This is a genomic window from Heterorhizobium halophytocola (assembly GCF_017873095.1).
Classification (GTDB): Bacteria; Pseudomonadota; Alphaproteobacteria; order Rhizobiales; family Rhizobiaceae; genus Allorhizobium; species Allorhizobium halophytocola.
In genome coordinates, this window is the sequence record NZ_JAGGJU010000008.1 from 238,094 (window position 1) to 261,596 (window position 23,503).

Genomic DNA, 23,503 nt, shown 5'->3' on the forward strand with positions numbered 1-23,503 from the left:
AACGGCCTTTGCAAATCGCGACAGGCCCGGAGAAACCTCAGGATGGGCAGTTCGTGCAGGCAATCCCGTCGTCGCCGACACGCTGGCGATAATAGTAGTCGCGCGCGATGGTGATCGTCGTCAGCCCGCTGCTGGAAAAATTCGGAACATAGGTGACGAGCTCGTGCGGGATCGAAAGCTCCGCATGGATGAGGAAGGTCTCGGCATTGCTCATCGCCGCGTCCAGATTGAGGGTGGTCCCCGCCGTGTAGGGGGCCTTCTTGCTGTCGCTTTCCCAGGACCAGGTCACGGTGGCCTTCGAATTCTTGTCGATGGTGATGCCGGTCACCTTCAGCACCATGCCGGTGGTCGGGTAGGGCACGAACAGCGATTGGGCCACATGCGTCATGGAGTCGAGGAAATCCTTGTTCACATCGCCTTCCTGGGCAATCAGGTCGGCGACGGTACTGGCGGCGGCCGTTGCCCTCTTCTGCACGCTGAACGCCAGCGTGAGTTCCAGCGCCGAGAGGTAGACGAACAGAAGCAGCGGGAAAAGCAGCGCGAATTCGACGGCGCCGAAACCCTGTCGGTCGGTGCCCAAACGCTTGAACTGCCGGCTGAGGGCTTGCAGGGTGGCTTTGCCGACCGTCGCCAGGCGGGTGCCGGAAAATGCCGATCGGATCGCGGTCATGGATAGTCCTCGTTCTTGAAGGTCGTCGTTGCAACGATCAGGAACACCGAGGATCCGTCGGCAGGGCGAATATTCGTGATGTAGGGACGCACCAGGTCGGTCATGACATGCCAGCGGTAGAAGGCCCGGACCATGTTGACGGTCTTCGGTCCGCCGGGGCTGTACTTGAACTTGGTGGGGTCGATGTCGGCATAATCCGCAGCGCTGACGCGCGGAATGGAGGTCGGCACGTCGTTGTAATCGGTGTAGGTCTGGACATCGACATAGAGATCCGACTCGTTGGCGGCCTCCGTCTTCGAACAGGTGATCATCACTGCAATGTCGTTGCACAGCAGCTGGCGGAACTCCGTCTTGTCCTTGTCGGTGTCCCTGCCGAGCTTGTAGGTGATTTCGCCCGTGCGGATCTGCCGGGCCAGGTTGTTGGTTGCATTCGTCAGCAGCTGCTCGGCGCTATAGGCGACGAAGGTCTCGATGATGGCAAACACAATCAGGAAATAGGGTATCGCCAGAATGGCGAATTCGATCGCCGCGGTGCCGTCGCGCGAACGCATCAATCGAAGAAAGGTTGAACACGCTCGTCGCGCGGATCGGATTGGGCGCATGCCCGCTTTGCGTCTTGAATTCATTTCTGAACGCCTAAAAATATCTTTATGACGCTATATTAGGCGAGAGATATTGAATTTTCGTTCACCAACCACGCGGAATTGGTGGCGAACCGTTAATCAATCCGAAAGCATGCGACGTATGTGGGAAGCCGGCTTCCTGATCAGGGCTCTGCGTAGGTGCTTGCAGCCTGCGCTTCGCAGATCGGGGTGCAGGACATGACGATACGAGCAGTCGACTTGAACAGGCGAATTGTGTTGTCTTCGTCGATCGAGACCTGGATCCGTTCGTCCAGAATGGCGTTGCCGTCATTGTCGAGCAGAACCAGATTAGTCGTGCCGAAATCACGGCCGGTCAGCACGATCGTCTTTTCGTCTGCCACAGTCGCGTCGGCGATCTTCGAATTGCCGACGATCACCTTGCTGACCGGACGGTCGAGTTTCAGGACACGGGCGTGATCCATGAACACGTGCAGAGCGCCGTCCTCTGCCAGGACGGGGCCGGCCAGCAGTGTGCCGGTCACGCAGGCAGCGAACAGGGAAGCGGAAAGTTTGAAAGTGATCACCGGCAAGATCCTTGAGGACGCTCTTAATGCTTTAAATCTCGGGTCCAAGATGCCGCGATTTGGTGAATGAACGGTTAAGTGGGCTTTCTTAATATATAAGGCATCCGTTGCCCCTGACTGATGCCCAGATCGGAGCCCCTGGAGGCCGGGGAGATATCCCCTTGAGGATGCAGTCTTATAAGGGGGCGCTTTCCCGGCGACATTAGTCCCTCGAAATGTAGCGACCTCGGTAACGAAGCGCTTACCTTGCTGCGCGTCCTGCCACATTTACGTTTTGGTAACGTTCTTTATTAAGTCGGTAGCAATGGACGCTCTGTAGGTTGAGGTCATCCGAGCAACGGTAAACAGTTGCCGGGCGTGCTGAACAGCTTCATAGAGTTAGGAGAATACAATGACTAAGATTTTCTCGCGTTTCCTCAAGGACGAGTCGGGCGCAACTGCAATTGAATACGGCCTGATCGCCGCGCTCATCTCCGTCGCCCTGATCACCGGTGCTTCGACCCTGGGCAACTCGCTCAACAACACCTTCTCGAAGGTCTCGGGCACTCTCGATACGGCCAACTCGAAGTAAGCCTCGCGGCTTGCGATCGAAAGCCGCCCTTCGGGGCGGCTTTTTTGTATCTGGAGACTGCCTGATTCGCATGCTTCTCTTTCCGAAGCAGTAAGGTTTTCAAGCTATCCCTCATGGAGCCCGTCGGGGTTTCCGTTAGACCGCACATTTCAGGATATGGGCATGATTGTCACTTTGATCTTCCTTCTCTTTCCCATCTGTCTCGTTCTCGCGGCGCTGACGGATCTCCTGGAAATGACCATTCCCAATCATATCCCGCTGGCTCTCATCCTCGGCTTTCTGGTGGTCGCGCCTTTCATCGATATCGGCTGGACCGGGTTCGGCTGGCATCTGGCTGCCGGGGCGGTGGTCTTTGCCGCATGTTTCGCCCTCTTTGCCTTCGGCGTGATGGGGGGTGGCGATGCGAAACTGCTGAGCGCGGCCGCCCTGTGGTTCGGCTTCAATGAAAGCCTGCTCAGCTTTGCCATCTATGTGTCCTATATCGGCGGCCTGCTGACCGTCCTGCTGATCCTGTTGCGCAGCCGGTCGAGCATCGTCATGACGCTCAATCTGCCGCTGCCCGATTCGCTGATTTCGGCGAAGAAAGTGCCCTATGGCATCGCCATCGGCATCGCCGGGCTGATCGCCTACCAGGATTCCCCCATCGTTCTCTGGGCGCTCTCTGCCGGTAAATAGGCAGCATGCGAGCAAAAGCTTTCATTAACTACCTTTATAAGCCCGCCATTAACTATAATTATACCAATTGCGGATCATTGTGCCCGGGAACCAGTCTTTCCCCGCAAGGATCGCCCAATGAAACCCGCACGTATCATCATCCTCACGGTCGCTGTTGTTGCAGCCGGACTTGCCGGGTTTCTTGCCATGCGGCTGTCCGGCCCCCGGGTGATCGCCGAAAAGGCGCAGCAGATCATCCAGAAGGAACCGTCGACCCGCGTTCTCGTCGCATCCGAGAACCTGCCGGTCGGCGCAAGGTTGAACCCGGATTCGATGCGCTGGACCAATTGGCCCAAGGGCGATGTGTTCGAAGGCTTCATCACCGATGAAAAACGTCCCAAGGCGCTCGAGGAACTGAGCGGCGCCGTCGTGCGCATTCCCATTTTCGAGGGCGAACCGGTGCGCGGCGAAAAGGTCGCCGACTCCTCCAGCCACATCATGTCGTCGCTGCTGCCGTCGGGCAAGCGCGCCGTGTCCACCGAAATCTCGGTCGCAACCGGAGCCGGCGGCTTCATCCTGCCCAACGACCGGGTCGACGTGATCATGGTCCGCAAGGGGGACGGCGACACTTTCAAGACGGAAAACGTCCTGTCCAATGTCCGCGTGCTGGCGATCGATCAGCAGATCCAGGAAGACGAGGACGGCAAGAAGTCCGTCGTCGGCAACACCGCGACGCTGGAGCTGACGCCGGATCAGGCGAAGGTGATCACGGTCGCGCAGCAGATGGCCGACAGGCTGAGCCTGGTTCTCCGCTCGGTCGCCGACGCGCAGGAGCAGGACACTGCCGCCGCCGACCATCTTCTCAGCGGCAGCAACGGCCAGTCGACGATCCAGGTGATCAAGTCCGGCACCATCGTAAAGAACACCAATTGACATGAGTGGGGGCGTAAACGTGATCGGTCTCTTGAATAACATGCGCACCGGCATCAGACCCGTTCTGGCAGTCTGCCTTGCGGTCTCCTCGGTTGCGGGAAGCGCCCTGCCTTACGATGCGCCGCATCGCCAGGCGGCCGCCGCCGACAACATCATCCGCGTCTCGCAGGCGGGTCCCGGTGCGCATCGCATCGTCAAGCTGGGCCTGAACAAGGCGATCGTGGTGGACCTGCCGGCCGACGCCCACGACATTCTGGTCGCCGATCCGACCATGGCCGATGCCGTCACGCGAACCTCGCGGCGCATCTACCTGTTCGGCAAGTCGGTCGGACAGACCAATGTGTTCATCTTCGGCGGCAATGGCCAGGAACTCGTCACCCTCGACATCGAGATCGAACGCGACGTGTCCAATCTCCAGGCCAATCTGGCCCGCTTCATTCCGGAATCGAACATCAAGGTCGAAATCGTCTCGGACAATATCGTGCTCACCGGCACGGTGCGCACACCCCAGGACGCGGCCCGCGCGGCCAGCCTCGCCGGCGCCTTTCTGAAGGGCGGCGAAGCCACGACCCGCAACCAGACCGCCACCAGTTCGAGCACCAGCGGCGATACCGAAGTCGCGATCTACGCCGAAGACCGGCAGACATCCTCGATCGTCAACCTGCTGACCATCGAAGGCGAGGACCAGGTGACGCTGAAGGTCACGGTCGCCGAAGTCAGCCGCCAGGTGCTCAAGCAGCTCGGCATGAACGGCGCCATCTCCGACGGTACGAACGGCATCGCCTTCAACAATCCGGCCAATCTCGGCAATGCGATCGCGACCGGTGCGTCGCGCATTGCAACCGGATCGATCGGTGGCATGAACTTTGCCAGCTATGTCAGCGCGATGGAGCAGGCGGGCGTGATGCGCACGCTGGCCGAACCCAGCCTGACGGCAATTTCGGGCGAGCAGGCCAAGTTCTATGTCGGCGGGGAATATCGTCTGGCCGGCCAGCAGGACGTCTCGGACGACGATTCCGGCAACACGACCGTCAGCAGAACCGTCTCGACCGTCGATTACGGTGTGGAACTGAACTTCCGCCCCGTGGTCCTGGCACCGGGCCGCATCAGCCTGAAGATCGAGACCAACGTCTCCGAGCCGACCTATGAAGGCTCGGCGGTCACCGGCAACATCAACCAGCGTCCCGGCATCCCCGGCAACACCTATCTCTCGATCCGCAAGCGTGAAGCCTCCACCACGGTGGAACTGCCCTCGGGTGGCTCGATCGTGATCGCCGGCCTGATCCAGGACAATATTCGCCAGGCCTATTCCGGCCTGCCGGGGATCTCGAAGGTGCCGGTCTTCGGCGCGCTGTTCCGCAGCAAGGACTTCATTCGCAACGAGACCGAACTGGTCATCATCGCGACGCCCTATCTCGTTCGTCCGGTTGCCCGCAACGATCTGCAGCGCCCCGACGACAACTTCAACCCGACAAACGATGCCGCAGGCTTCTTCCTCAATCGCGTCAACAAGGTCTATGGCCGCCGCGAGAACCAGGCAGTGGGCCAGTACCAGGGCGCCGTCGGATTTATCTACAAGTGAGCGGGGACATCGGGATGCCGAACGCAAAGATCGATAGCCGCAGAACGAAGGCAAACATCATGGCTCCGTCACGCTTATTCCTGTCTGGTCCGGTCAAGGGCCGCACGCTGCTGGCCGTCGGCCTGCTCGCCGCCGCCACCGCGCTGTCCGGCTGCGGCAACATGAACCGCGACGACACGACCACCGGTGCGATCCCGGACGATTACCGCACCCGCCACCCGATCGTGCTGAACCAGGTCGAACACGCCATCGACCTGCCGATCTCGGGGAGCGACAGCCGGCTGACGGTCGGCATGCGCGATACCATCGGTGGTTTCGCCAGCGCCTACAAAAGCGACTCCTCGGCCATCGTCCAGATCATGCTGCCGAGCGGGTCTGCCAACGCCGCCGCCGCCAGGCATCTGAGCAAGGACATTCGCCGCACGCTGATCAATGCGGGCGTGCCGTCCGGCCGGATCGTCTTCACCGCCTATCAGGCGGGTGGCTACGGCAATGCCGCACCCGTGCGCCTCAGCTATGTGGCGATGACGGCCAGCACGGCGCCTTGCGGCCAGTGGCCGGAGGATCTGGCAAACGACACCTTCCAGAACCGCAACTGGGAGAATTTCGGCTGCTCGACCCAGGCCAATCTGGCGGCCCAGATTGCAAATCCGACGGACCTCCTCGGCCCGCGCAAGCCTGCGCCGATCGATGCCGAGCGTCGCGGCAACGTGATCGAAAAGTATCGCAGCGGCGCCAACACCGCGACCGCCGACTGATGATGGCCCCGAGCGAAGACAGGAAAAAGTCATGAGTGCGATTGATTACCGGATTGACGGGCATAACGGGCCGGCAGGCGATGGTCATGCCGCGGGCGACATTGGAGACATCGAGCAGACCCGGCCGCTTCCGCGCATCTCGGTGCATGCCTTCTGCATCAGCGACAATGTCCAGCGGATGATGGAAAAATGCGGCGTCGACCGGCGCATGGCCAAGGTGAGCCTTCGCATCACCAGCGGCACCATCGAAGCCGCCGCCAACATGTTCGCCAATGCACCGACGCCGAACCTGATCATTCTGGAGACGGAGACCGAGCCGCGTGCGCTGATGGCCGAGCTGGAGCCGCTGGCCTCGGTCTGCGATCCGTCGACGCGCGTCATCCTCATCGGCCGCTACAACGACATCACGCTCTACCGCGACCTGATGCGGCACGGCATTTCCGAATACATGGTGGCACCTGTCACCATGGCCGAAATTCTGGGCGCGATTTCGACGATCTTCGTCGATCCGGATGCCGAGCCGATCGGTCGCACCATCGCCTTCATCGGCGCCAAGGGCGGCGTCGGCTCGTCGACGATCGCGCATAACTGCGCGTTCTCGGTCTCCAGCCTGTTTGCCACCGAAACCATTCTGGCCGATCTCGACCTGCCCTACGGCACGGCCAATATCGACTTCGACCAGGATCCGGCCCAGGGGATCGCCGAGGCGATCTTCTCGCCGGACCGGCTGGACGAGGTCTTCCTGGACCGCCTGCTGTCCAATTGTGCGCAGAACCTGTCGCTGCTGGCAGCCCCCTCGCTGCTCGACCGTCCCTACGATTTCGAGCCGACGGCCTTCCTGCCGGTGATCGAAGTGCTCCAGCGCAGCGTGCCGGTCTCCGTGCTCGACGTACCGCATGGCTGGTCGGACTGGACCCGCAAGGTGCTGGCCGAAGTCGACGAGGTGGTGATCAGCTGCGTGCCGGATCTCGCCAATCTGCGCAATGCCAAGAACATGCTGGACGCGCTGAAGAAGCTTCGGCCGAACGACAAGGCGCCGCATATCATCCTCAACCAGGTCGGCATGCCGAAGCGGCCCGAGATCGCGCCGGCCGATTTCTGCGAACCCTTGGAAATCGAACCGGTGGCGATCATTCCGTTCGACATCCAGCTGTTCGGCAATGCCGCCAATAGCGGCCGGATGATCTCGGAAATGGATGCCAAGTCGCCGACTTCGGAAACCTTTGCCCAGCTGGCGCACCTGATAACCGGCCGCGCCACGGTGAAGAAGCCGAAAAAGGCCGGACTGGGCGCGATGCTCGGAATGCTCGGCCGCAAGTGATTCATCGAAATCGATAGGTAGATAAAATGTTTGGCAAGCGCGGTAGCGACGGATTTGGGAAAGCCGGTGGCATGGGCGGTGCAGATGCGCCGCCTCCGGTTGCGGCCGCGCCGCAGCCGAAGCCGCAGTCGCCATCCGCCTCCGCCGCGCCGTCCGCGACGGTCGTCGAAAAGGTCGTGGAGACGCGCCAGCAGGTGACGCCGCCGCCGATGCAGACCCCTGCAGCCGCCGCCCGCCGCCGCCCGGTCCGCGGCGAGGCCTATTACGACACCAAGAGCCAGGTCTTTTCGGCGCTGATCGACACGATCGATCTGTCGCAGCTGGCCAAGCTCGATGGCGAAAGCGCCCGCGAAGAAATTCGCGACATCGTCAACGACATCATCACCATCAAGAATTTCGCGATGTCGATCTCCGAGCAGGAGGAACTGCTCGAGGACATCTGCAACGACGTCCTCGGCTATGGCCCGCTGGAGCCGCTGCTGGCGCGCGACGACATCGCCGACATCATGGTCAACGGCGCCGGCCAGACCTTCATCGAAGTCGGCGGCAAGACCATCGAATCGGAAATCCGCTTTCGCGACAATGCCCAGCTGCTGTCGATCTGCCAGCGCATCGTCAGCCAGGTCGGCCGCCGCGTCGATGAATCCTCGCCGATCTGCGACGCGCGTCTTCCCGACGGCTCGCGTGTCAACGTCATTGCCCCGCCGCTGTCGATCGACGGCCCGGCGCTCACCATTCGTAAGTTCAAGAAGGACAAGCTCAATCTCGACCAGCTGGTCAAGTTCGGCGCGATCACGCCCGAAGGCGCTCAGGTCCTGCAGATCATCGGCCGCGTCCGCTGCAATGTGGTCATTTCAGGCGGTACCGGCTCGGGTAAGACGACGCTTCTGAACTGCCTCACCGGCTATATCGACCAGGACGAGCGCGTCATCACCTGCGAGGACACGGCCGAACTGCAGCTGCAGCAGCCGCATGTCGTGCGGCTGGAAACCCGCCCGCCGAACATCGAGGGCGAGGGCGAGATCACCATGCGCGAGCTGGTCAAGAACTGCCTGCGTATGCGCCCCGAACGCATCATCGTCGGTGAGGTGCGCGGACCGGAGGTCTTCGACCTGTTGCAGGCGATGAACACCGGTCACGACGGCTCGATGGGCACGATCCACGCCAACACCCCGCGCGAATGCCTCAGCCGTATGGAATCGATGATCGCCATGGGCGGCTTCTCGCTGCCGGCCAAGACCGTGCGCGAAATCATCTCCGGCTCGATCGACGTCATCATCCAGGCCGCGCGTCTGCGCGACGGTTCGCGCCGCATCACCCACATCACCGAGGTGATCGGCATGGAAGGCGACGTCATCGTCACCCAGGACCTGATGCGCTACGAGATGGACGGCGAAGACGCCAATGGCAAGATCATCGGCCGGCATCTGTCGACCGGCATCGGCAAGCCGGCCTTCTGGGACCGCGCCCGCTACTACAACGAGGAGCGCCGGCTGGCGAATGCGCTCGACTCGATGGATCAGACGTCCAGCGGAGGCATGTGACGATGTTTGCGATCGATCCGATTGTCCTGGCCATCGTCGCGCTTGCCGCCGTTGCCGCGGGGGCGGTCGCCTACAGCTTTCTGTTCACCCAGATCGAGGTCGAACGCAAGGTCACCTCGCGCGTCCACCGGGTCAGCGCGGCCGAGACCGATCGCGGCAAGGTCAAGGACGCGCGCGACCGTGTCGCGGAAGTCTCCAAGCGCCGCAAATCCGTGCAGGATTCGCTGAAGCAGCTTGAGGACAAGCAGAAGGAACGCGACAAGAAGGCGGCGAGCATCAAGGAAAAGCTGGTCCAGGCCGGCCTTTCGCTCAGCATGGCGAAATTCTACATGATCAGCGCCGGCGCCGGCGTTTTCAGCTTCCTGGGGGCTTTCATCCTCAGCGGCCAGCCGCTGGTCGCGCTCGGGGCCGCCTTCGTCCTCGGTCTCGGCCTGCCGCGCTGGGTCGTCGGCTTCCTGGTCACGCGCCGCCAGAAGAAGTTTCTCAACGAATTCCCGGTCGCGCTCGACGTCATGGTCCGCTCGATCAAGTCCGGCCTGCCGCTCAACGACGCACTGCGGCTGATCGCCAACGACTCGCAGGAGCCCGTGAAGGGTGAGTTCCGCCGCGTCGTCGAATCCCAGCAGCTCGGTTTCTCCGTGCCGGAAGCCTGCACCCGCATGCACAATACCATGCCGCTGCAGGAGGTCAGTTTCTTCTCCATCGTGATCGCGATCCAGGGCCAGGCGGGCGGCAACCTGTCGGAAGCGCTGGCCAACCTGTCGCGCGTGCTGCGCGACCGCAAGAAGATGCGCTCCAAGGTCTCGGCCATGTCGATGGAAGCCAAGGCGTCGGCGGCGATCATCGGCGCCCTGCCGTTCATCGTCATGCTGCTCGTCTACCTGACCTCGCCGCAATACATCATGCTGCTGTTCACCGATCCGCGCGGTCACCTGATCCTGGCGGCGTCCGGCGTCTGGATGTCGATCGGCATCTTCATCATGCGCAAAATGATCAACTTCGACATCTGAGGAACGAGGGCATGACCAGCGATCTGGCTGCGAGACTGACCGACCCCGCCACGATCATCGCGGTGCTGACCGCGCTTGCCGTGTTCGCGACGATCTACACCCTTGTCATTCCCTATTTCGAGAAGGGCGACCTCGACAAGCGGATGAAGGCCGTCTCCACCGAGCGCGACCAGATCCGCGCCCGTGAGCGCGCCAAGATGAACAGCGAAGGCAAGGCCTCGCTGCGCACCACCAACAACCGCTCGGCCGTCGAGATCGTCGAACGCTTCAACCTGAAGCAGGCGCTGGTCGACGAGAACACGATGAACAAGCTGCGGGCGGCCGGCTACCGCTCGCAGAACGCGCTGAACTACTTCCTGGTCGCGCGCTTCCTCTTGCCCTTCGTCCTTCTGGTGCTCACCGGTCTCTGGATCTTCGGCATGGGCGGCCTGGCTGAAAAGCCGTTCGGCATCCGCATCCTGGCCACCGTCGTCGGCGGCTATGTCGGTTTCTATCTGCCGAACATCTATATCAAGAACCGCATGAACAAGCGGCAGATGTCGATCAAGCGGGCCTGGCCGGATGCGCTCGACCTGATGCTGATCTGCGTCGAATCCGGCATTTCGATCGAGGCCGCCATGCGGCGTGTCTCCGAGGAGGTGGCGGTACAGTCGCCGGAACTGGCCGAAGAAATGGTGCTGACCACAGCCGAGCTCTCCTTCCTGCCGGATCGCCGCCAGGCGCTGGAAAACCTTGGCAACCGCACCCAGCTCGAAACCGTCCGCAACGCCGTGCAGGCGCTGATCCAGGCGGAACGCTACGGCACGCCGATCTCGCAGGCGCTGCGGGTGCTTGCCCAGGAAGGCCGCGACGAGCGGATGAACGAGGCCGAAAAGAAGGCCGCCGCCCTGCCGCCGAAGCTGACCGTGCCGATGATCCTGTTCTTCCTGCCGGTCCTCATCGCCGTCATCCTCGGCCCCGCCGGCATCCAGATCGCCGACCGCTTCTAGCCCAACGCCGCGCCGCCCGCAAAACCCAAGACCCCGCCCCGTCGCTCCGCTCCGACCCTCCCCACAAGGGGGAGGGTTGCGTCGTGCCAGCCGCGGGGCCATGCCACACGCCACGACGACGGGGAAAATCAAAACCGAAAAACCTCGGTGGCAGCGATTTTTCCTCGCTCTCCGCTCGCTGCCCGGATCGTCTCACGGCAAGCCTGGAAAAGAGCCATGCCGCGCTCGTTCGCTGTCAGCGCAGGCGACTGCGTTTGATGCTGGAAATTTCGCAAAAACTGGACGTTAGCGGTTCATCTATCTTTACCGCATTTGCCGGCGGTCTCACCGCCCGCCACACTTTCCTCCTCCCCGCACGCCGCCAAAACCTGGCCCCAATCCTCGCATCCGCCGCGCCCCACCAACCCGGCCCCCACAAAAAAATCCCGCCCCATTTTCCCCACCCTCCGACCCCGTGCCACACTCCTCCCGTCCCGCCCTCGGATACACCGGTGAACGTCGCCGGCGAGGTGGGGCCGGTGCCCTGGAGGCGTGGTCGATGACGTGGACCGCGATGCCAGGGGCCGCGTGTTGACGGATCTCCCTCTCGCCTGACTGCAGGCGGGGCGTGCCTGTGGGGCACACATGACATGACCGGTGACTGTCGGGGTTTCCCGGCTTTCGCGGTGCCGGACCTGACACGTCCCAAGGGGGTAGCGCCCCGATGAGCACCGTCCCTGGAAAAGGCACCGGATCCGCGCAGAGGGATCGCACAGCACCGGCACAAGAACACCGAACGGGGCGCCTGCGGGTGTCTTATTTAATTACTTAACGCGGCAGCCGAAGGCGCCCCGTCCGTCTTCCCGAAAGGGAGACAGCAGAAATGGCAGCATCCACCGGAGGGTCTCTGGCCCGGCCGGGGTTTTGCCGTGGGTGGACGGCGGCACCATTGCGGGGAGGGGGAGGGCCATCGCGGCCTTCGGGACCGGCTGGCCGGTGTGATCGCTACAAGAGACGAAAGGAAGGCCGAGAACGGACCCGTTTCTGCTGCGGGGCAGCGACGCAAGACCCTAATCAGGCCGCCGCGCGTTCAGCCGGTCGGGCCGCCGGGCGGTCAGCCGGTCGGGCCGTTTCTCCGTTCACGCGCCGCCCACCGGACCTTTCGGGCAACCGGGGCGGAACGGGGTCAGTTGGTCGCCTGGGTGTCGGCCTTGTCCTTGGCCGCCAGTTCCTTCCAGGAGTTCTGCCTCGCCAGCATCGAGCGCAGATAGGTCAGGTTGGCGGTCGCCTGTTCCGGCGTCAGCTCGTTGGCGGCGATCTTCTGCGCTTCGTCGAACCGGCCCTGCAGCCCGACGACGAGCGCCAGGTTCTGTCGCACGCGGCTGTCGGCGGTCGGCTGGTTCGCCGCATTGCGCAGATAGGTTTCGGCCTTTTTCAGGTCGCCGCTCAGCACGAAGGACATGCCGAGATTGGACAGGATCGACGGATCGTTCGGCTTGATGTCGAGCGCCAGCTTGTAGCGGTTGCGCGCCTCGTCGGAACGGCCGAGCTGGTCGAGCACGGCGCCTTCCGCCGACAGCAGCTTCCAGTCGGGGCGATCGGGCGTCTGGGCGCGGCGGATGGTGGTCAGCGCCTGGTCGAACTGGCCGGCGGCGGCCTGCGCCTTGCCGAAGGCTGCGAGCACGTCGCGGTCGGTCGGATGGGCGATCGCCACCTGCTGCATCACCGCCAGCGCCTGCTGCTCATGGCCCGTCATCATCAGCACATTGGCGTAGGACAGCCCGATGTCGCGATCCTTCGGGTTCTTGCCGTAGGCGGCGCCGATCTGGCGCGAGGCATTGGCCAGTTCCGGCGCGCTCATCTGGTCGAGATTCTGCGCGGCGCGCGGGATCGATCCGGTGGTCATCGAACTGGGTTTCGTCGCACAGCCCGCCAGCAGAACCACGATCAGTGCACTGCAGATACCGCCAAGAATTCTGCTCCCGTGCCGAGATGCCAGAGCTGCTGTCGCCATGATGCCAAGTCCTCGATGCCCCTTTGTCGCCCTTGCCGGGAACGACCTAATTTCCATCCCAGCAATAACCTGTTAACCCTAATGGAATGTTAAATTCATCCGCATTTCCTAAACCATCGCCAGAGTCCCCATGACCCCTTTTCAGTATATCGAACGTCCACTCCCCTTCACCGAAAAGGCGGGAGCGTCGCGCCCCGTGCATTTGCTGACCCCCGCCGACCTGGAGGCAAACACCCTTGCCGACGCGGCGGCGGCATGGGCCGAACATGCCGGCTTCCAGGCCCAGGCCGGGGATTTCCTGCTGGTGCCCGGATCTGACGGCGCGGTGAATTGCGCGCTGTTCGGCCTCGGCAGCGATCCGGCCGCCACGCCGTTCACAGCGGGCCGCCTGGCGCGCCTCCTGCCGCCCGGCGCCTGGCATATAGAGACGCCGGCCGGCGCGCCTTGCGACGCGCTGCTCGGCTACGGCCTCGGCAGCTACAGCTTCCGCCGCTATCTCGCCGAGCGGCCGGCCCCGGTCCGGATCGGTCTTGGCGATGGCGTCGATGCGGCCGATCTCGGCCGCCAGGTGGCCGGCGCCTTCCTGGCGCGCGACCTGATCAACACGCCCACCAACGACATGGGGCCTGCCGATCTCGAGGACGCCGCGCGGCGTCTGGCCGCCCATTACGGTGCCGAGGTCTCGGTGGTTGCCGGCGACGATCTGCTGGCGCAGAACTTTCCGCTGATCCACACCGTCGGCCGCGCCGCCGCCACCGCCCCGCGCCTGATCGAGATGCGCTGGGGCCGGAAGGGCGGCAAGCGCGTGACGCTGGTCGGCAAGGGCGTCTGCTTCGACACCGGCGGCCTCGACATCAAGGGTGCCGCCAACATGCTGCTGATGAAGAAGGACATGGGCGGCGCCGCCAATGTTCTGGGCCTCGCCTTGATGATCATGGATGCCGGTCTTCCAATCGACCTGCGGGTGCTGATCCCGGCGGTGGAAAATTCCATTGCCGGCAATGCCTTCCGTCCGGGCGACGTCTACAAGAGCCGCAAGGGGTTGACGGTGCAGATCGACAATACCGATGCGGAAGGACGCCTGGTGCTGGCCGATGCGCTGGCCTATGCCGACGAGGAGGAGGCCGACCTGATCATCGACATGGCGACGCTGACCGGTGCCGCCCGCGTCGCGCTCGGCGCCGAGGTGCCGCCCTTCTTCACCGACGACGAGGCCTTGGCCGGCGCGGTCGCGGCTGCAAGCGAGGCGGTCACCGATCCGGTCTGGCGGCTGCCGCTCCACAAGGGCTATGAGAAGCTGTTGAAGACGCCGATCGCCGACCTCACCAATGCGCCGTCCGGCGGCATGGCCGGCAGCATCACCGCGGCGCTTTTCCTCAAGCGCTTCGTCACCCGCTGCCCGTCCTGGGCGCATTTCGACATCTATGGCTGGTCGCAGTCCGAACGCGCCCAGGGTCCGGCCGGCGGCGAGGCCCAAGCGATCCGCGCGCTCTACCATCACCTGCGCCACAATCTGGCCTGAGACGGCGCGCAAGGGCAAAACATCGGACCCGGCGCCTGCAGGCAGCGCCGGGCCTTCTTGACGCTGGCCTTCCGTTGCCGGCAGGGGCGGTGGATATCGACGCGATGAACGGGGTGGATCGATGAGTGTGGAACTGTCGCCTTCGCAAGCGCTGGGGCTCTGGCACCGGGTGGCGCTCGGCCAGGTGCGGCACGACCACCGCGACCTGACGCTGCGCCAGATGGCGATCCTGCTGGAAATCTATCTGGTGCCGCCGCCGCATACCGTGCGCGGGCTTGCCGCCACCCTCGGCGTCACCAAGGCGGTCATCACCCGGGCGCTCGACACCATGGGCGCCATGGGGCTGGTCACCCGGGAACGGGACGCCATCGACCGGCGCAATGTCGTCATCAAGCGCACGGTCGACGGCGCGCTCTATCTTGAAAAACTCGGCGATCTGGTGATTGATCAGGGCCGCAAGCTGAACATGTGAGATCCGATGAGCCTGGACGCCCATACCCCTGATCGGCGATTGAACGCCTATCGCGACGACCTCGCAGACATCGCGCTAAAGGGCACGGTGGCGGCCGCAAGATACACGACGGGCACCCCGGCAAGGATCGCTCAGCCGGTCGTGGCGCTCCGCCGAAAGCCCGGCGAGACCGGCGGTATCGACACCCAGCTCCTGCTCGGCGAGGATGTCGCCGTCCTCGACCGCGCCGAGGGCTGGGCCTGGGTCAAGGCGGCAACCGATGGCTATGTCGGCTACCTGCCGGAGGAGGCCGTCGCCGCCACCCTGGCGGAGCCGACCCATGTGGTCACGGCGCCGCGCAGCTTCCTCTATCCGGGGCCGGACCTGCGCTTCCCCGTGGTCCAGGCTCTGTCGATGGGCAGCCGCGTGACGATCGCCGGGGAGGCCGAGACGCGCGGCACCCGCTATCTCCTCACCGACAAGGGCCATGGCCTGATCGCCGGTCACTGCCGGTCGCTGCAAGCTGTACCGGAGACGATGGACTACGTGGCCGTCGCCGCCCGCTTCCTCGAAACGCCCTATCTCTGGGGCGGGCGCTCCGGCTTCGGCATCGACTGCTCCGGTCTGGTCCAGCTCGCCTTGCAGATGACCGGCCGCACGGCACCGCGCGATTCCGACATGCAGGCCGAAGGGCTTGGCCGACCGATTGCGCGCGAGGAACTGCGGCGCGGCGATCTGGTGTTCTGGAAGGGCCATGTCGGCATCATGGAGGATGCCGAGACGCTGCTGCATGCCAACGGGCATACGATGACGGTGGCGCGGGAGAATTTCGAGGCCGCCGTGCAGCGGATCGCCTGGCTCTATGCCGAACCGACCGGCTATCGCCGACCCGTCGACTGAGCCTTCTTTTTCCGCTGCCGAAGACCTATATTCATGCAGGAGCATGAGGCAAAGGCGATGATGACAAACGGAAATAAAGGGCCGGGCGCACGTCCGTCAAAGACCGGAGCTGCCTGCGCACTTCTGGCTCTGGCTTCGGCTCTGGCCTTCGGCGCCTTGCCCGCCTCTGCTATGGCCGAGACCGTCACCCATGCCGCCCCGGTCGAGGTCTACAAGGACCTGCCCGGCGTCAAGCCGCAGGGCGAGGCCGAGGCGAAATATGCCTGCCACACGGCAACCGAGGTCGACGACCACTGGCCGCCGGGCCCGAGCGCCCGCGACAGCCTGCCCTATCTCGTCACCCGTTGCCAGACGGATGCCGGCGTCACCTATCAGGGCACCGGCTCGCTCGTCTCGCCGCACTGGTTCCCGGGCATCAATCCGACCGATCTCAATCCGGGAAAACCCTGACCCTTCGGGCCGTTCTCGCCATTCTGCTTGCCCGCAACGGTGTCCTTGACGTCAAGCTTCAGCGCTCGACCGCCAGATGCCGCGACAACGCCGTCTCGTCGTCGAGCAACCCCTTTGCCGTCCCCTGATAGACCGCCATGCCGCGGTCGAGGATGATCGCCGCGTCGCAGAGCGGCAGGATGTGCCGCGCCTTCTGCTCGATGATGATCATGCCGAGGCGCTCACCCTCGACGATCGCCCGCAAGGCGAGCAGCAATTCGTCGATGATGATCGGCGCCAGCCCTTCGAGCGGTTCGTCGAGCAGCAGCAGCTTGGGGTTCAGCACCAGCGCTCTTGCGATTGCCAGCATCTGCTGCTCGCCGCCGGAAAGCTGGTTGCCGAGATTGCCGCGCCGTTCCTTCAGCCGGGGAAACAGCTCATAGGCCCGCTCCACCGTCCAGCGGCCGAGCCGGGCGACGGCCGTCAGGTTTTCCTCGACGGTCAGCGAACGGAAGATATTGCGCTCCTGCGGCACCCAGCCGATCCCCGCCGCTGCCCGGCGTTCGGGCCTGAGCCGGGTGATGTCCTGCCCGTCCAGCACGATCGTGCCGCCATGATGGGTGGTCAGTCCCGCCAGCGTGTCGACCAGCGTCGTCTTGCCGGCGCCGTTGCGGCCGAGCAGCGCCAGTGTCGCCCCCCGGGCAAGCGTCAGCGAAATGCCCGAAAGCACGCTTGCCTCGCCATAGCCGGCGCGAAGATCGGTGGTCTGCAACAACCCGTCGCTCATGCCTCTTCTCCGAGATAGACGGCCTTCACCTTCGGATCGCGCGCGATCTCCGCGACCGTGCCTTCGGCATAGATGGCGCCGGCCACCAGCACCGAAATCCGGTCGGCGAAGGAAAACACGAGGTCCATGTCGTGCTCGATCAGGAGCACGGTGACGTCGGCGGGCAGGGCTGCGACGATGGCCAGCACCTCGTGGCGCTCCTCCTCCGGCACGCCGGCCGCGGGCTCGTCGAGCAGCAGCACCTTCGGTCGGCTGGCCAGCGCCAGCGCGATCTCCAAGAGCCGCTGCTTGCCATAGGGCAAAGTGGCGGTCCGCTCGCCCATCACCGAGGCGAGGCCGAGGCTGTCGAGCAGGGCTGCCGCCTGATCGATCGCCCGATGCTCGGCACCCAGCGATTTCAGCAGATGCGAGCGGCCGGACCGTTCGATCACCGCAAGCGTTGCGGCCTCGAGCGGCGTGAAGTTCATGAACAGCCGGTTGATCTGGAAGGTGCGCGCAATGCCCTTGCCGACCCGCCGATAGGGCGCCGTATGGGTGATATCCTCGCCCGACAGCAGGATGCGGCCCTCGCTCGGGCTCAGGACGCCGGTCAGCAGATTGACCAGCGTCGTCTTGCCGGCGCCGTTCGGGCCGATCAGTGCATGCCGGGCGCCGGGCGCGACCGTCAGGTTGACGTCGTCGGTGGCGAGAAAGGCGCCGAAGCGCCGTTTCAGGCCACGGGTCTCCAGCGCGGGCGGCCGTGTCGTCGCGCTCATGCCGCATCTCCCTTGCCGCGAAGCCTGCGCCGCCAGCGATCCGGCTCGAAGATCCGGGCAAGCCTGTCGCGGCCGAACAGCACGAGGACGACCAGCAGCAGGCCGATCCAGAACATCCAGTATTGCGGGGTGGCGATCGACAGGCTGTCGCGGAGCAGCGTAAAGGCGATGGCGCCGAAGATCCCCCCATAGAGATAGCCGGTGCCGCCGATGACCAGCACCAGCAGCACGTCGGCCGAGCGGTGAAAGGCAAGCACGTCGAGCGAGGTAAAGCTGGTGGTCTGGGTGAGCAAGGCGCCGGCGATCCCGGCAAGACCGGCGGCCAGCGTGTAGACGATGACGATCCGCCGCGTCGCCGGCACCGCGATCATCCCGGCGCGCAGGGAATTGTCCTTGATCGCCCGAAGCGACAGTCCGAAGGGCGAATAGGCGATCCGCCGGCAGACCATGACGGCCAGGAACAGCACGACGACCGAATAGACATATCCGGTCTTGCCCCAGAGATCGAATGCGAACAGGCCGAGGACCGGGCCGGTGGAAAAGCCCGTCAGCCCGTCGGCGCCGCCGGTCAGCCAGGCCATTTTGTTGGCCGCCTCGGCGATCATCATGCCGACCCCGAGCGTCGTCATCAGCCGGGTGAGGTCGCTGCCGCGCAGCAGAAGAAAGCTCGACAGAAAGCCGGCAAGCGCACTGACAAGGGCTGCCGCAAGCAGGCCGAGCACCGGTTCGGCGACGGCATGCAGCGCCATCAGCCCGGCGGTATAGGCGCCGATGCCGAAAAAGGCGGCATGGCCGAGCGAGATGATCCCGGCAAAACCGAGCACCAGGTCGAGCGACTGGGCAAAGAGCCCGAGGATCGCAATTTCGGTCAAGACAAGCATTTTCGACGGCAGCAGGAAATAGGCGAGCACGGCTGCCGCCCAGACCGCCACTTCGAACAGGCGGATACGCGATCGGCGCGCCATCAGCCTGCGGGCCTCTGCGACTGCCGGCGTGGCGGTGCCGGGCAGGGCGGTGTCTTCGGCGGAGGTCTGGACGGTCGGCGGCGCGGTCATCTGGTCAACCCTCCCGCGAAAACAGGCCGTGCGGGCGCACCAGCAGCAGCACGATCATCAGCGCATAGATGACGAAGGCGCCGGCATCCGGCACGTAATATTTGCCGGCGACATCGGCGATCCCGAGGATCAGCGAGGCGAGAAACGGACCCGACACCGTCGAGGTGCCGCCGACGGCCACGACGATCAGGAAGTAGATCATGAATTTCAGCGGGAAGTTCGGGTCGAGGCCGAGCACTTCGGTGCCGAGCGCGCCGCCGAGGCCTGCAAGCCCCGAGCCGACCGCGAATGTCATGACGAAGACCAGGGAGACATTGATGCCGAGGCCGAGCGCCGTGCGGCGATCGTCGACCGCGGCGCGCAGCCGGGAGCCGAAGCGCGTCTTCGTCAGCGCCAGCTGCAGCGCCACGGCCAGCGCCGCGCAGACGAGAATGATGAACAGGCGGTAGCGGCCGATGCCGACACCGAAAACCTCCATCTGGCCGGACAGCTCCGGCGGCAGCCGGATCAGCTGCTGCTGGCCGCCCATGAAATAGTCGGCACCGGCAATCGCCATGAAGACGAGGCCGATCGAAAACAGCACCTGGTCCAGATGGCTTGCCCGGTAGAGCCGGCGGTAAAGGGTGATTTCGAGAGCCGCACCGAGGGCCGCGGTGACGATGAAGGCGGCCGGCAGGCTGAGATAAAAGGACAGCCCCAGCCGGTTCATCATCACCACGGTCACATAGCCGCCCACCATGGCAAAGGCGCCATGGGCGAGATTGATGAAGTTCATCAGGCCGAGCGTGATGGTGAGCCCGCAGGCGAGCACGAAAAGCAGCATGCCATAAGCGATGCCGTCGAAGAGAATGGTGAGCATGGGACCTCGCAGAAGATCAGGCGGCGCGAAAGCCCGCGCCGCCTGCGGTCGCTACTGTCATTTGCCTTCGACGAAGGGGTCGTGGATCTTCGGATAGGTGGCGAACTCGACATTGTAGAGCTCGCCGTCCTTCTCCTTGACCTCGCGCATGTAGATGTCCTGCACGATGTCGCGAGTGTCGGGATCGATCGAGATCGGCCCGCGCGGGCTCGTCCATTCCATGCCCTTCATCGCCTCGATCAGCTTGGTCCCGTCGGTATCGCCGCCGGTCTTTTCGAGTGCAGCATAGGCGAGATGCATGGCGTCATAGCCGCCGACCGCCATGAAGTTCGGCCGCATGCCGTCGTTTTCCTTCTTCACCTCGTCGACGAAAGCCTTGTTTTCCGGGCTGTCGTGATCGGCGGAGTAGAAGTGGCCGGTGATCACGCCCTTGGCGGCCGGTCCGATCGCCTTCAACAGGTCGTCATCGGTCACGTCGCCGGTGGCGATCAGCTTGATGCCGGCATCCGCCAGACCGCGCTCGACGAACTGCTTCATGAACAGCGAGCCGACGCCCGAGGGCACGAAGACGAAAACGGCGTCGGGCTTGGTGTCGCGCACCCGCTGCAGGAACGGCGCGAAATCGGGGTTCTGCAACGGCACGCGGACGGCTTCCGCGATCTCGCCGCCATCCTTCTTGAACTCGTCGGTAAAGCCTTTCTCGATGTCGTGGCCGGGACCGTAGTCGGTGACCAGCGTCACCACCTTTTTCAGCCCGTTCTCGACCGCCCATTTGGCGACGGGCACCGCCGATTGCGGCCCGGCCATGCTGACGCGGACGAAATAGTCGGATTTCTGGGTGATCACCGATGTCGTGGCCGAGGTGATGATTGCCGGCACCTTGGCCTGGCTCAACACCGGCGCGACCGAGAGGGCCAAGGGTGTCAGCCCGAAGCCTGCCAGCATCTTCACCCCGTCATTGACGACGAGTTCCTGGGCGATGCGCCGGGTCTGGTCGGCCACGCCGCCGTCGTCGCGCAGCACGATCTCGATCTTCTGTTTTCCGGCCATGTCGCCATTGAGGGCCATATAGGCCTTGACCCCGGCTTCCACCTGTCGCCCGGTCGAGGCAAAGGGACCGGTCATCGGCAGCACCAGGCCGATCTTCACCGTGTCCTCGGCCATGGCCGGTGCGGCCATGAACGGCAGCATCGTCGTGGCGGCGAGCGCCAGGCTCGATGCCAGTAATACGCGTCTGGTAATCATCCGTGTTTCTCCTCCAAGAACAGTCTGAACCCAAGATTGCGGTTGTCGCGGACGATGTCTCCTCCTCGTCCGGTCGCCGTTTCTAGCGACATGTCATGCGTCGGCTATCGGTCTCTCCGTGCTGGCTATCCTCATCCCGTTGCAGGGCGGTAGCGGTGTAAAATGTATACATTATTGCGGATGTCGCGGGGCGGCTGCAGTCGGCCCTTGTCGGCCGCATGCACCGGAGCGGGCTTGCTGACCGTAAGCGTGCTGCGACGGATGTGTCCCGGTTCTCCTCCCTGAAACAGCCTGCTGAATTAGAATGCATGTACACAGATGCGTGTCAACGCCTCGTCGTTTGGTCCGGCCGGGCAAGCCGTGCCTGCCGTGGGCGCGAGCCCCTTCCCGTGCTTCGGCCCCCTCACTGCGCCAGCCATTGCGGCAGGGCCAGCGCCAGGGCGGGAAAGGTGATGGTGGCGACGACGACGACAAGGTCGGCAAGGATGAACGGGGTGACCCCCTTGAACACGTCGACGACGCTGACATAGCGGGCCGCGACATTCTTGATGACGAAGACGTTGAGCCCGACCGGCGGGGTGATCATGCCGATTTCCAAAAGCTTGACCACCAGCACCCCGAACCAGACGAGGCTGATGCCCTCGGATTTCAGCACCGGCAGGATCACCGGCAGCGTCACCAGCATGGCGCCGAAGGGTTCCATGAACATGCCGAGCGCCAGATAGATGACGACGATGATGGTCATCAGCGCGCCATAGCCGAGATCGGCGTCGGACACGAAGGAGCCGAGGAAGCCCGACAGCCCGGTGATCCCGAGGAAACGGGTAAACATCGAGGCCCCGATGCCGATGATGAACAGCGATGCGCAGGTCGACAGCGTCTCCAGCAGCGAGATCCGGATCACTCGGCGATCGAGCCTGCCGGTGACCGCAGACAGGATCACCGCGCCGCCGGCCCCGACGGCACCGGCTTCGGTCGCGGTGAAATAGCCGGAAAACAGCCCGCCGAAGACCAGCAGGACCAGCAGACCGAGCGGCCAGATACGGATAAGGGCCGCAAGCGCACTTCCCGCCTCGGCATCGTGATGCAGGCGCCGCGGCACGATATCCGGCCGCAGCCAGCAAAGGGCGAAGACGACGAGGCAGTAGGAAAGCGCGGTCAGGAGGCCGACGCCGATGCCGCCGATGAAGACCTGGGTGATCGATGTCTCGGCAAAGACGCCGTAGACGATCATCAGGATCGAGGGCGGGATCAGCGCGCCGATCGTGCCGCCGGCGGCAAGGGCGCCCGCGGCAAAGCTCGGCCGGTAGCCGGCCTCGACCATTTCCGGGATAGCGATCCTCCCCATGGCAGCGGCACAGGCGATCGACGAGCCGGAGACGGCGGCAAAGCCGGTGCAGGCAAAGATCGACGAGATCGCAAGGCCCCCCGGCACCCGGTGCAGCACCGCCTTGGCGGCGGTAAACAGGTTGGCCGTCAGGCCGGCATGAAAGCAGACGAAACCCATCAGCAGGAACATCGGCACCGCGCTCATCGTCCAGCTGGCAACGAAGCTGTAGGGCGTCGAGGTAACGATGCCGACGGCGGGCCTGAGGCCGATGAGCACGGCGATACCGCCGAAGGAGACGGCGATCAGCGCGAGCGCGACGGGCACCCTGAGGATCAGCAGCAGGCCGAGAATGGCAATCCCGTAGAGACCTGTTTCGACGCTCATGCGGCAACGTCCCCGGTGCGTAATGGCCGCTCGGTGCCGCTTGCCAGCTGGAAAAGCCGGATGGCGGTGATCAGGGCGGCGAGCGCAAAGCCGAGCGTCGGCAGGATATAGCCCGGCCAGGTGACGATCTTGGTCTGCAGCGCGACGACGAAGGTGCCGGTGTGGAAGTTCTTCATGGCGGTCGCCCAGGTCGCATAGGTCATCACGCCGTAGATCACGGTCGACAGCAGCGCGACCGCGGCATCCGAAGCGCGGCGCAGCCCCGGCGACAGCAGGAATTCGATGATCTCGACGCTCACCATCTGTTCCTTCCATTCCACCCAGGCGAGCGGCAGGAAGGCGACGATGATCATGTAGTAATAGGAGACGATCTCGACGGTCGCCGGCAGCGATGCGCCGGTGATCACCCGCGCCACGACATCGGCGCAGACATGGACCATCATCAGGATCACGCCGATGCCGGCAACGAAGGCGAGCAGGCGCGACAGGCGGTCGGCGAGACCGGTCAGCAGAAAGATCGTGCGGGACATCAGGCGGTTTCCCGAATGCGAGCGATAGGAAAGTCGGGCCGGCAGCGCATCGGCCGCCGGCCC

General features: G+C 64.1%; 24 protein-coding genes. 13 read left to right on the forward strand and 11 right to left on the reverse strand.

All coding sequences use genetic code 11. The annotated features are described in order from the left end of the window. Positions 1 to 37: 37 nt before the first annotated feature. From J2Z17_RS15815 to J2Z17_RS25240, 3 genes are all read right to left on the reverse strand, one after another. Positions 38 to 670, reverse strand: coding sequence for a TadE/TadG family type IV pilus assembly protein (locus tag J2Z17_RS15815; RefSeq protein WP_209946590.1), 633 nt, complete (start codon positions 668 to 670; stop codon positions 38 to 40). Then, positions 667 to 1,221, reverse strand: a complete 555-nt coding sequence (locus tag J2Z17_RS15820; RefSeq protein ID WP_245224144.1) for a TadE/TadG family type IV pilus assembly protein — start codon at positions 1,219 to 1,221, stop codon at positions 667 to 669. Before J2Z17_RS15820 ends, J2Z17_RS15815 begins: the two co-directional genes overlap by 4 nt. 215 nt (positions 1,222 to 1,436) lie before the next feature. Further along, entirely contained in the window at positions 1,437 to 1,796 is a 360-nt protein-coding gene (locus J2Z17_RS25240; RefSeq protein WP_342454418.1) for a pilus assembly protein N-terminal domain-containing protein, read from the reverse strand. Positions 1,797 to 2,229: 433 nt separating this feature from the next. Between J2Z17_RS25240 and J2Z17_RS15830 the strand changes: the two genes are divergently transcribed. From J2Z17_RS15830 to J2Z17_RS15870, 9 genes are all read left to right on the forward strand, one after another. Further along, a complete protein-coding gene (locus tag J2Z17_RS15830; RefSeq protein ID WP_209946593.1) occupies positions 2,230 to 2,409 on the forward strand; it encodes a Flp family type IVb pilin in 180 nt (59 codons plus the stop codon). 162 nt (positions 2,410 to 2,571) lie between these two features. After that, positions 2,572 to 3,084 (forward strand): A24 family peptidase, encoded by a 513-nt coding sequence (locus tag J2Z17_RS15835; protein ID WP_209946594.1) that lies wholly within the window; start codon positions 2,572 to 2,574, stop codon positions 3,082 to 3,084. A gap of 117 nt (positions 3,085 to 3,201) precedes the next feature. Then, positions 3,202 to 3,996, forward strand: a complete 795-nt coding sequence (gene cpaB / locus J2Z17_RS15840) for a Flp pilus assembly protein CpaB (RefSeq protein ID WP_209946595.1) — start codon at positions 3,202 to 3,204, stop codon at positions 3,994 to 3,996. A gap of 1 nt (position 3,997) precedes the next feature. Further along, positions 3,998 to 5,578, forward strand: a complete 1,581-nt coding sequence (locus J2Z17_RS15845; RefSeq protein WP_245224145.1) for a type II and III secretion system protein family protein — start codon at positions 3,998 to 4,000, stop codon at positions 5,576 to 5,578. 59 nt (positions 5,579 to 5,637) lie between these two features. Next, positions 5,638 to 6,336, forward strand: coding sequence for a CpaD family pilus assembly protein (locus J2Z17_RS15850; RefSeq protein ID WP_209946596.1), 699 nt, complete (start codon positions 5,638 to 5,640; stop codon positions 6,334 to 6,336). Positions 6,337 to 6,367: 31 nt separating this feature from the next. Then, positions 6,368 to 7,657: a CpaE/TadZ family protein gene (locus tag J2Z17_RS15855; RefSeq protein ID WP_209946597.1), complete on the forward strand. Its 1,290-nt coding sequence runs from the start codon at positions 6,368 to 6,370 to the stop codon at positions 7,655 to 7,657. Between the two features lie 26 nt (positions 7,658 to 7,683). Further along, the gene (locus J2Z17_RS15860) at positions 7,684 to 9,201 is read left to right on the forward strand and encodes a TadA family conjugal transfer-associated ATPase (RefSeq protein WP_209946598.1); all 1,518 of its coding nucleotides are present in this window, start codon (positions 7,684 to 7,686) and stop codon (positions 9,199 to 9,201) included. Positions 9,202 to 9,203: 2 nt separating this feature from the next. Further along, the gene (locus tag J2Z17_RS15865; RefSeq protein ID WP_209946599.1) at positions 9,204 to 10,211 is read left to right on the forward strand and encodes a type II secretion system F family protein; all 1,008 of its coding nucleotides are present in this window, start codon (positions 9,204 to 9,206) and stop codon (positions 10,209 to 10,211) included. A gap of 11 nt (positions 10,212 to 10,222) precedes the next feature. After that, positions 10,223 to 11,200 carry a type II secretion system F family protein gene (locus tag J2Z17_RS15870; RefSeq protein ID WP_209946600.1) on the forward strand — a complete coding sequence of 326 codons (978 nt, stop codon included), beginning with the start codon at positions 10,223 to 10,225 and terminating at the stop codon, positions 11,198 to 11,200. Positions 11,201 to 12,365: 1,165 nt separating this feature from the next. On the opposite strand, the gene J2Z17_RS15875 is transcribed toward J2Z17_RS15870, so the two are convergent. Continuing rightward, complete coding sequence (locus tag J2Z17_RS15875; RefSeq protein ID WP_209946601.1) at positions 12,366 to 13,193, reverse strand: tetratricopeptide repeat protein; 828 nt, start codon at positions 13,191 to 13,193, stop codon at positions 12,366 to 12,368. A 130-nt stretch (positions 13,194 to 13,323) separates the two neighbouring features. Here J2Z17_RS15875 and J2Z17_RS15880 point away from each other — a divergent pair, with 130 nt between their 5' ends. The 4 genes from J2Z17_RS15880 to J2Z17_RS15895 all read left to right on the forward strand — a co-directional run bounded on the left by J2Z17_RS15880 (position 13,324) and on the right by J2Z17_RS15895 (position 16,516). Beyond that, positions 13,324 to 14,715 carry a leucyl aminopeptidase family protein gene (locus J2Z17_RS15880; RefSeq protein ID WP_209946602.1) on the forward strand — a complete coding sequence of 464 codons (1,392 nt, stop codon included), beginning with the start codon at positions 13,324 to 13,326 and terminating at the stop codon, positions 14,713 to 14,715. A 121-nt stretch (positions 14,716 to 14,836) separates the two neighbouring features. Further along, on the forward strand, positions 14,837 to 15,187 hold the full coding sequence (locus J2Z17_RS15885; protein ID WP_209946603.1) for a MarR family winged helix-turn-helix transcriptional regulator: 351 nt from the start codon (positions 14,837 to 14,839) through the stop codon (positions 15,185 to 15,187). A 6-nt stretch (positions 15,188 to 15,193) separates the two neighbouring features. Further along, positions 15,194 to 16,066, forward strand: coding sequence for a C40 family peptidase (locus tag J2Z17_RS15890; RefSeq protein ID WP_209946604.1), 873 nt, complete (start codon positions 15,194 to 15,196; stop codon positions 16,064 to 16,066). A 33-nt stretch (positions 16,067 to 16,099) separates the two neighbouring features. Continuing rightward, positions 16,100 to 16,516 carry a hypothetical protein gene (locus J2Z17_RS15895; RefSeq protein WP_209946605.1) on the forward strand — a complete coding sequence of 139 codons (417 nt, stop codon included), beginning with the start codon at positions 16,100 to 16,102 and terminating at the stop codon, positions 16,514 to 16,516. Between the two features lie 58 nt (positions 16,517 to 16,574). On the opposite strand, the gene J2Z17_RS15900 is transcribed toward J2Z17_RS15895, so the two are convergent. From J2Z17_RS15900 to J2Z17_RS15930, 7 genes are all read right to left on the reverse strand, one after another. Continuing rightward, positions 16,575 to 17,282 carry an ABC transporter ATP-binding protein gene (locus J2Z17_RS15900; protein ID WP_209946606.1) on the reverse strand — a complete coding sequence of 236 codons (708 nt, stop codon included), beginning with the start codon at positions 17,280 to 17,282 and terminating at the stop codon, positions 16,575 to 16,577. Continuing rightward, positions 17,279 to 18,037 (reverse strand): ABC transporter ATP-binding protein, encoded by a 759-nt coding sequence (locus J2Z17_RS15905; RefSeq protein WP_209946607.1) that lies wholly within the window; start codon positions 18,035 to 18,037, stop codon positions 17,279 to 17,281. Before J2Z17_RS15905 ends, J2Z17_RS15900 begins: the two co-directional genes overlap by 4 nt. Beyond that, entirely contained in the window at positions 18,034 to 19,002 is a 969-nt protein-coding gene (locus J2Z17_RS15910) for a branched-chain amino acid ABC transporter permease (protein WP_209946651.1), read from the reverse strand. Before J2Z17_RS15910 ends, J2Z17_RS15905 begins: the two co-directional genes overlap by 4 nt. A 94-nt stretch (positions 19,003 to 19,096) precedes the next feature. Continuing rightward, entirely contained in the window at positions 19,097 to 19,951 is an 855-nt protein-coding gene (locus J2Z17_RS15915; protein WP_209946608.1) for a branched-chain amino acid ABC transporter permease, read from the reverse strand. A gap of 57 nt (positions 19,952 to 20,008) precedes the next feature. After that, complete coding sequence (locus tag J2Z17_RS15920) at positions 20,009 to 21,196, reverse strand: ABC transporter substrate-binding protein (RefSeq protein WP_209946609.1); 1,188 nt, start codon at positions 21,194 to 21,196, stop codon at positions 20,009 to 20,011. Positions 21,197 to 21,599: 403 nt separating this feature from the next. Beyond that, the gene (locus tag J2Z17_RS15925; RefSeq protein ID WP_209946610.1) at positions 21,600 to 22,910 is read right to left on the reverse strand and encodes a TRAP transporter large permease; all 1,311 of its coding nucleotides are present in this window, start codon (positions 22,908 to 22,910) and stop codon (positions 21,600 to 21,602) included. Further along, on the reverse strand, positions 22,907 to 23,440 hold the full coding sequence (locus J2Z17_RS15930; RefSeq protein WP_209946611.1) for a TRAP transporter small permease: 534 nt from the start codon (positions 23,438 to 23,440) through the stop codon (positions 22,907 to 22,909). Before J2Z17_RS15930 ends, J2Z17_RS15925 begins: the two co-directional genes overlap by 4 nt. Between the last annotated feature and the right edge of the window lie 63 nt (positions 23,441 to 23,503).

Excerpts from the sequence above, each read along its gene's own strand:
- J2Z17_RS15815 (WP_209946590.1), bottom strand. The coding sequence starts at position 670 with ATGACCGCGATCCGATCGGCATTTTCCGGCACCCGCCTGGCGACGGTC.
- J2Z17_RS15820 (WP_245224144.1), bottom strand. The coding sequence starts at position 1,221 with ATGCGTTCGCGCGACGGCACCGCGGCGATCGAATTCGCCATTCTGGCG.
- J2Z17_RS15830 (WP_209946593.1), top strand. The coding sequence starts at position 2,230 with ATGACTAAGATTTTCTCGCGTTTCCTCAAGGACGAGTCGGGCGCAACT.
- J2Z17_RS15835 (WP_209946594.1), top strand. The coding sequence starts at position 2,572 with ATGATTGTCACTTTGATCTTCCTTCTCTTTCCCATCTGTCTCGTTCTC.
- cpaB (WP_209946595.1), top strand. The coding sequence starts at position 3,202 with ATGAAACCCGCACGTATCATCATCCTCACGGTCGCTGTTGTTGCAGCC.
- J2Z17_RS15845 (WP_245224145.1), top strand. The coding sequence starts at position 3,998 with ATGAGTGGGGGCGTAAACGTGATCGGTCTCTTGAATAACATGCGCACC.
- J2Z17_RS15850 (WP_209946596.1), top strand. The coding sequence starts at position 5,638 with ATGGCTCCGTCACGCTTATTCCTGTCTGGTCCGGTCAAGGGCCGCACG.
- J2Z17_RS15855 (WP_209946597.1), top strand. The coding sequence starts at position 6,368 with ATGAGTGCGATTGATTACCGGATTGACGGGCATAACGGGCCGGCAGGC.
- J2Z17_RS15860 (WP_209946598.1), top strand. The coding sequence starts at position 7,684 with ATGTTTGGCAAGCGCGGTAGCGACGGATTTGGGAAAGCCGGTGGCATG.
- J2Z17_RS15865 (WP_209946599.1), top strand. The coding sequence starts at position 9,204 with ATGTTTGCGATCGATCCGATTGTCCTGGCCATCGTCGCGCTTGCCGCC.
- J2Z17_RS15870 (WP_209946600.1), top strand. The coding sequence starts at position 10,223 with ATGACCAGCGATCTGGCTGCGAGACTGACCGACCCCGCCACGATCATC.
- J2Z17_RS15875 (WP_209946601.1), bottom strand. The coding sequence starts at position 13,193 with ATGGCGACAGCAGCTCTGGCATCTCGGCACGGGAGCAGAATTCTTGGC.
- J2Z17_RS15880 (WP_209946602.1), top strand. The coding sequence starts at position 13,324 with ATGACCCCTTTTCAGTATATCGAACGTCCACTCCCCTTCACCGAAAAG.
- J2Z17_RS15885 (WP_209946603.1), top strand. The coding sequence starts at position 14,837 with ATGAGTGTGGAACTGTCGCCTTCGCAAGCGCTGGGGCTCTGGCACCGG.
- J2Z17_RS15890 (WP_209946604.1), top strand. The coding sequence starts at position 15,194 with ATGAGCCTGGACGCCCATACCCCTGATCGGCGATTGAACGCCTATCGC.
- J2Z17_RS15895 (WP_209946605.1), top strand. The coding sequence starts at position 16,100 with ATGCAGGAGCATGAGGCAAAGGCGATGATGACAAACGGAAATAAAGGG.
- J2Z17_RS15900 (WP_209946606.1), bottom strand. The coding sequence starts at position 17,282 with ATGAGCGACGGGTTGTTGCAGACCACCGATCTTCGCGCCGGCTATGGC.
- J2Z17_RS15905 (WP_209946607.1), bottom strand. The coding sequence starts at position 18,037 with ATGAGCGCGACGACACGGCCGCCCGCGCTGGAGACCCGTGGCCTGAAA.
- J2Z17_RS15910 (WP_209946651.1), bottom strand. The coding sequence starts at position 19,002 with ATGGCGCGCCGATCGCGTATCCGCCTGTTCGAAGTGGCGGTCTGGGCG.
- J2Z17_RS15915 (WP_209946608.1), bottom strand. The coding sequence starts at position 19,951 with ATGCTCACCATTCTCTTCGACGGCATCGCTTATGGCATGCTGCTTTTC.
- J2Z17_RS15920 (WP_209946609.1), bottom strand. The coding sequence starts at position 21,196 with ATGATTACCAGACGCGTATTACTGGCATCGAGCCTGGCGCTCGCCGCC.
- J2Z17_RS15925 (WP_209946610.1), bottom strand. The coding sequence starts at position 22,910 with ATGAGCGTCGAAACAGGTCTCTACGGGATTGCCATTCTCGGCCTGCTG.
- J2Z17_RS15930 (WP_209946611.1), bottom strand. The coding sequence starts at position 23,440 with ATGTCCCGCACGATCTTTCTGCTGACCGGTCTCGCCGACCGCCTGTCG.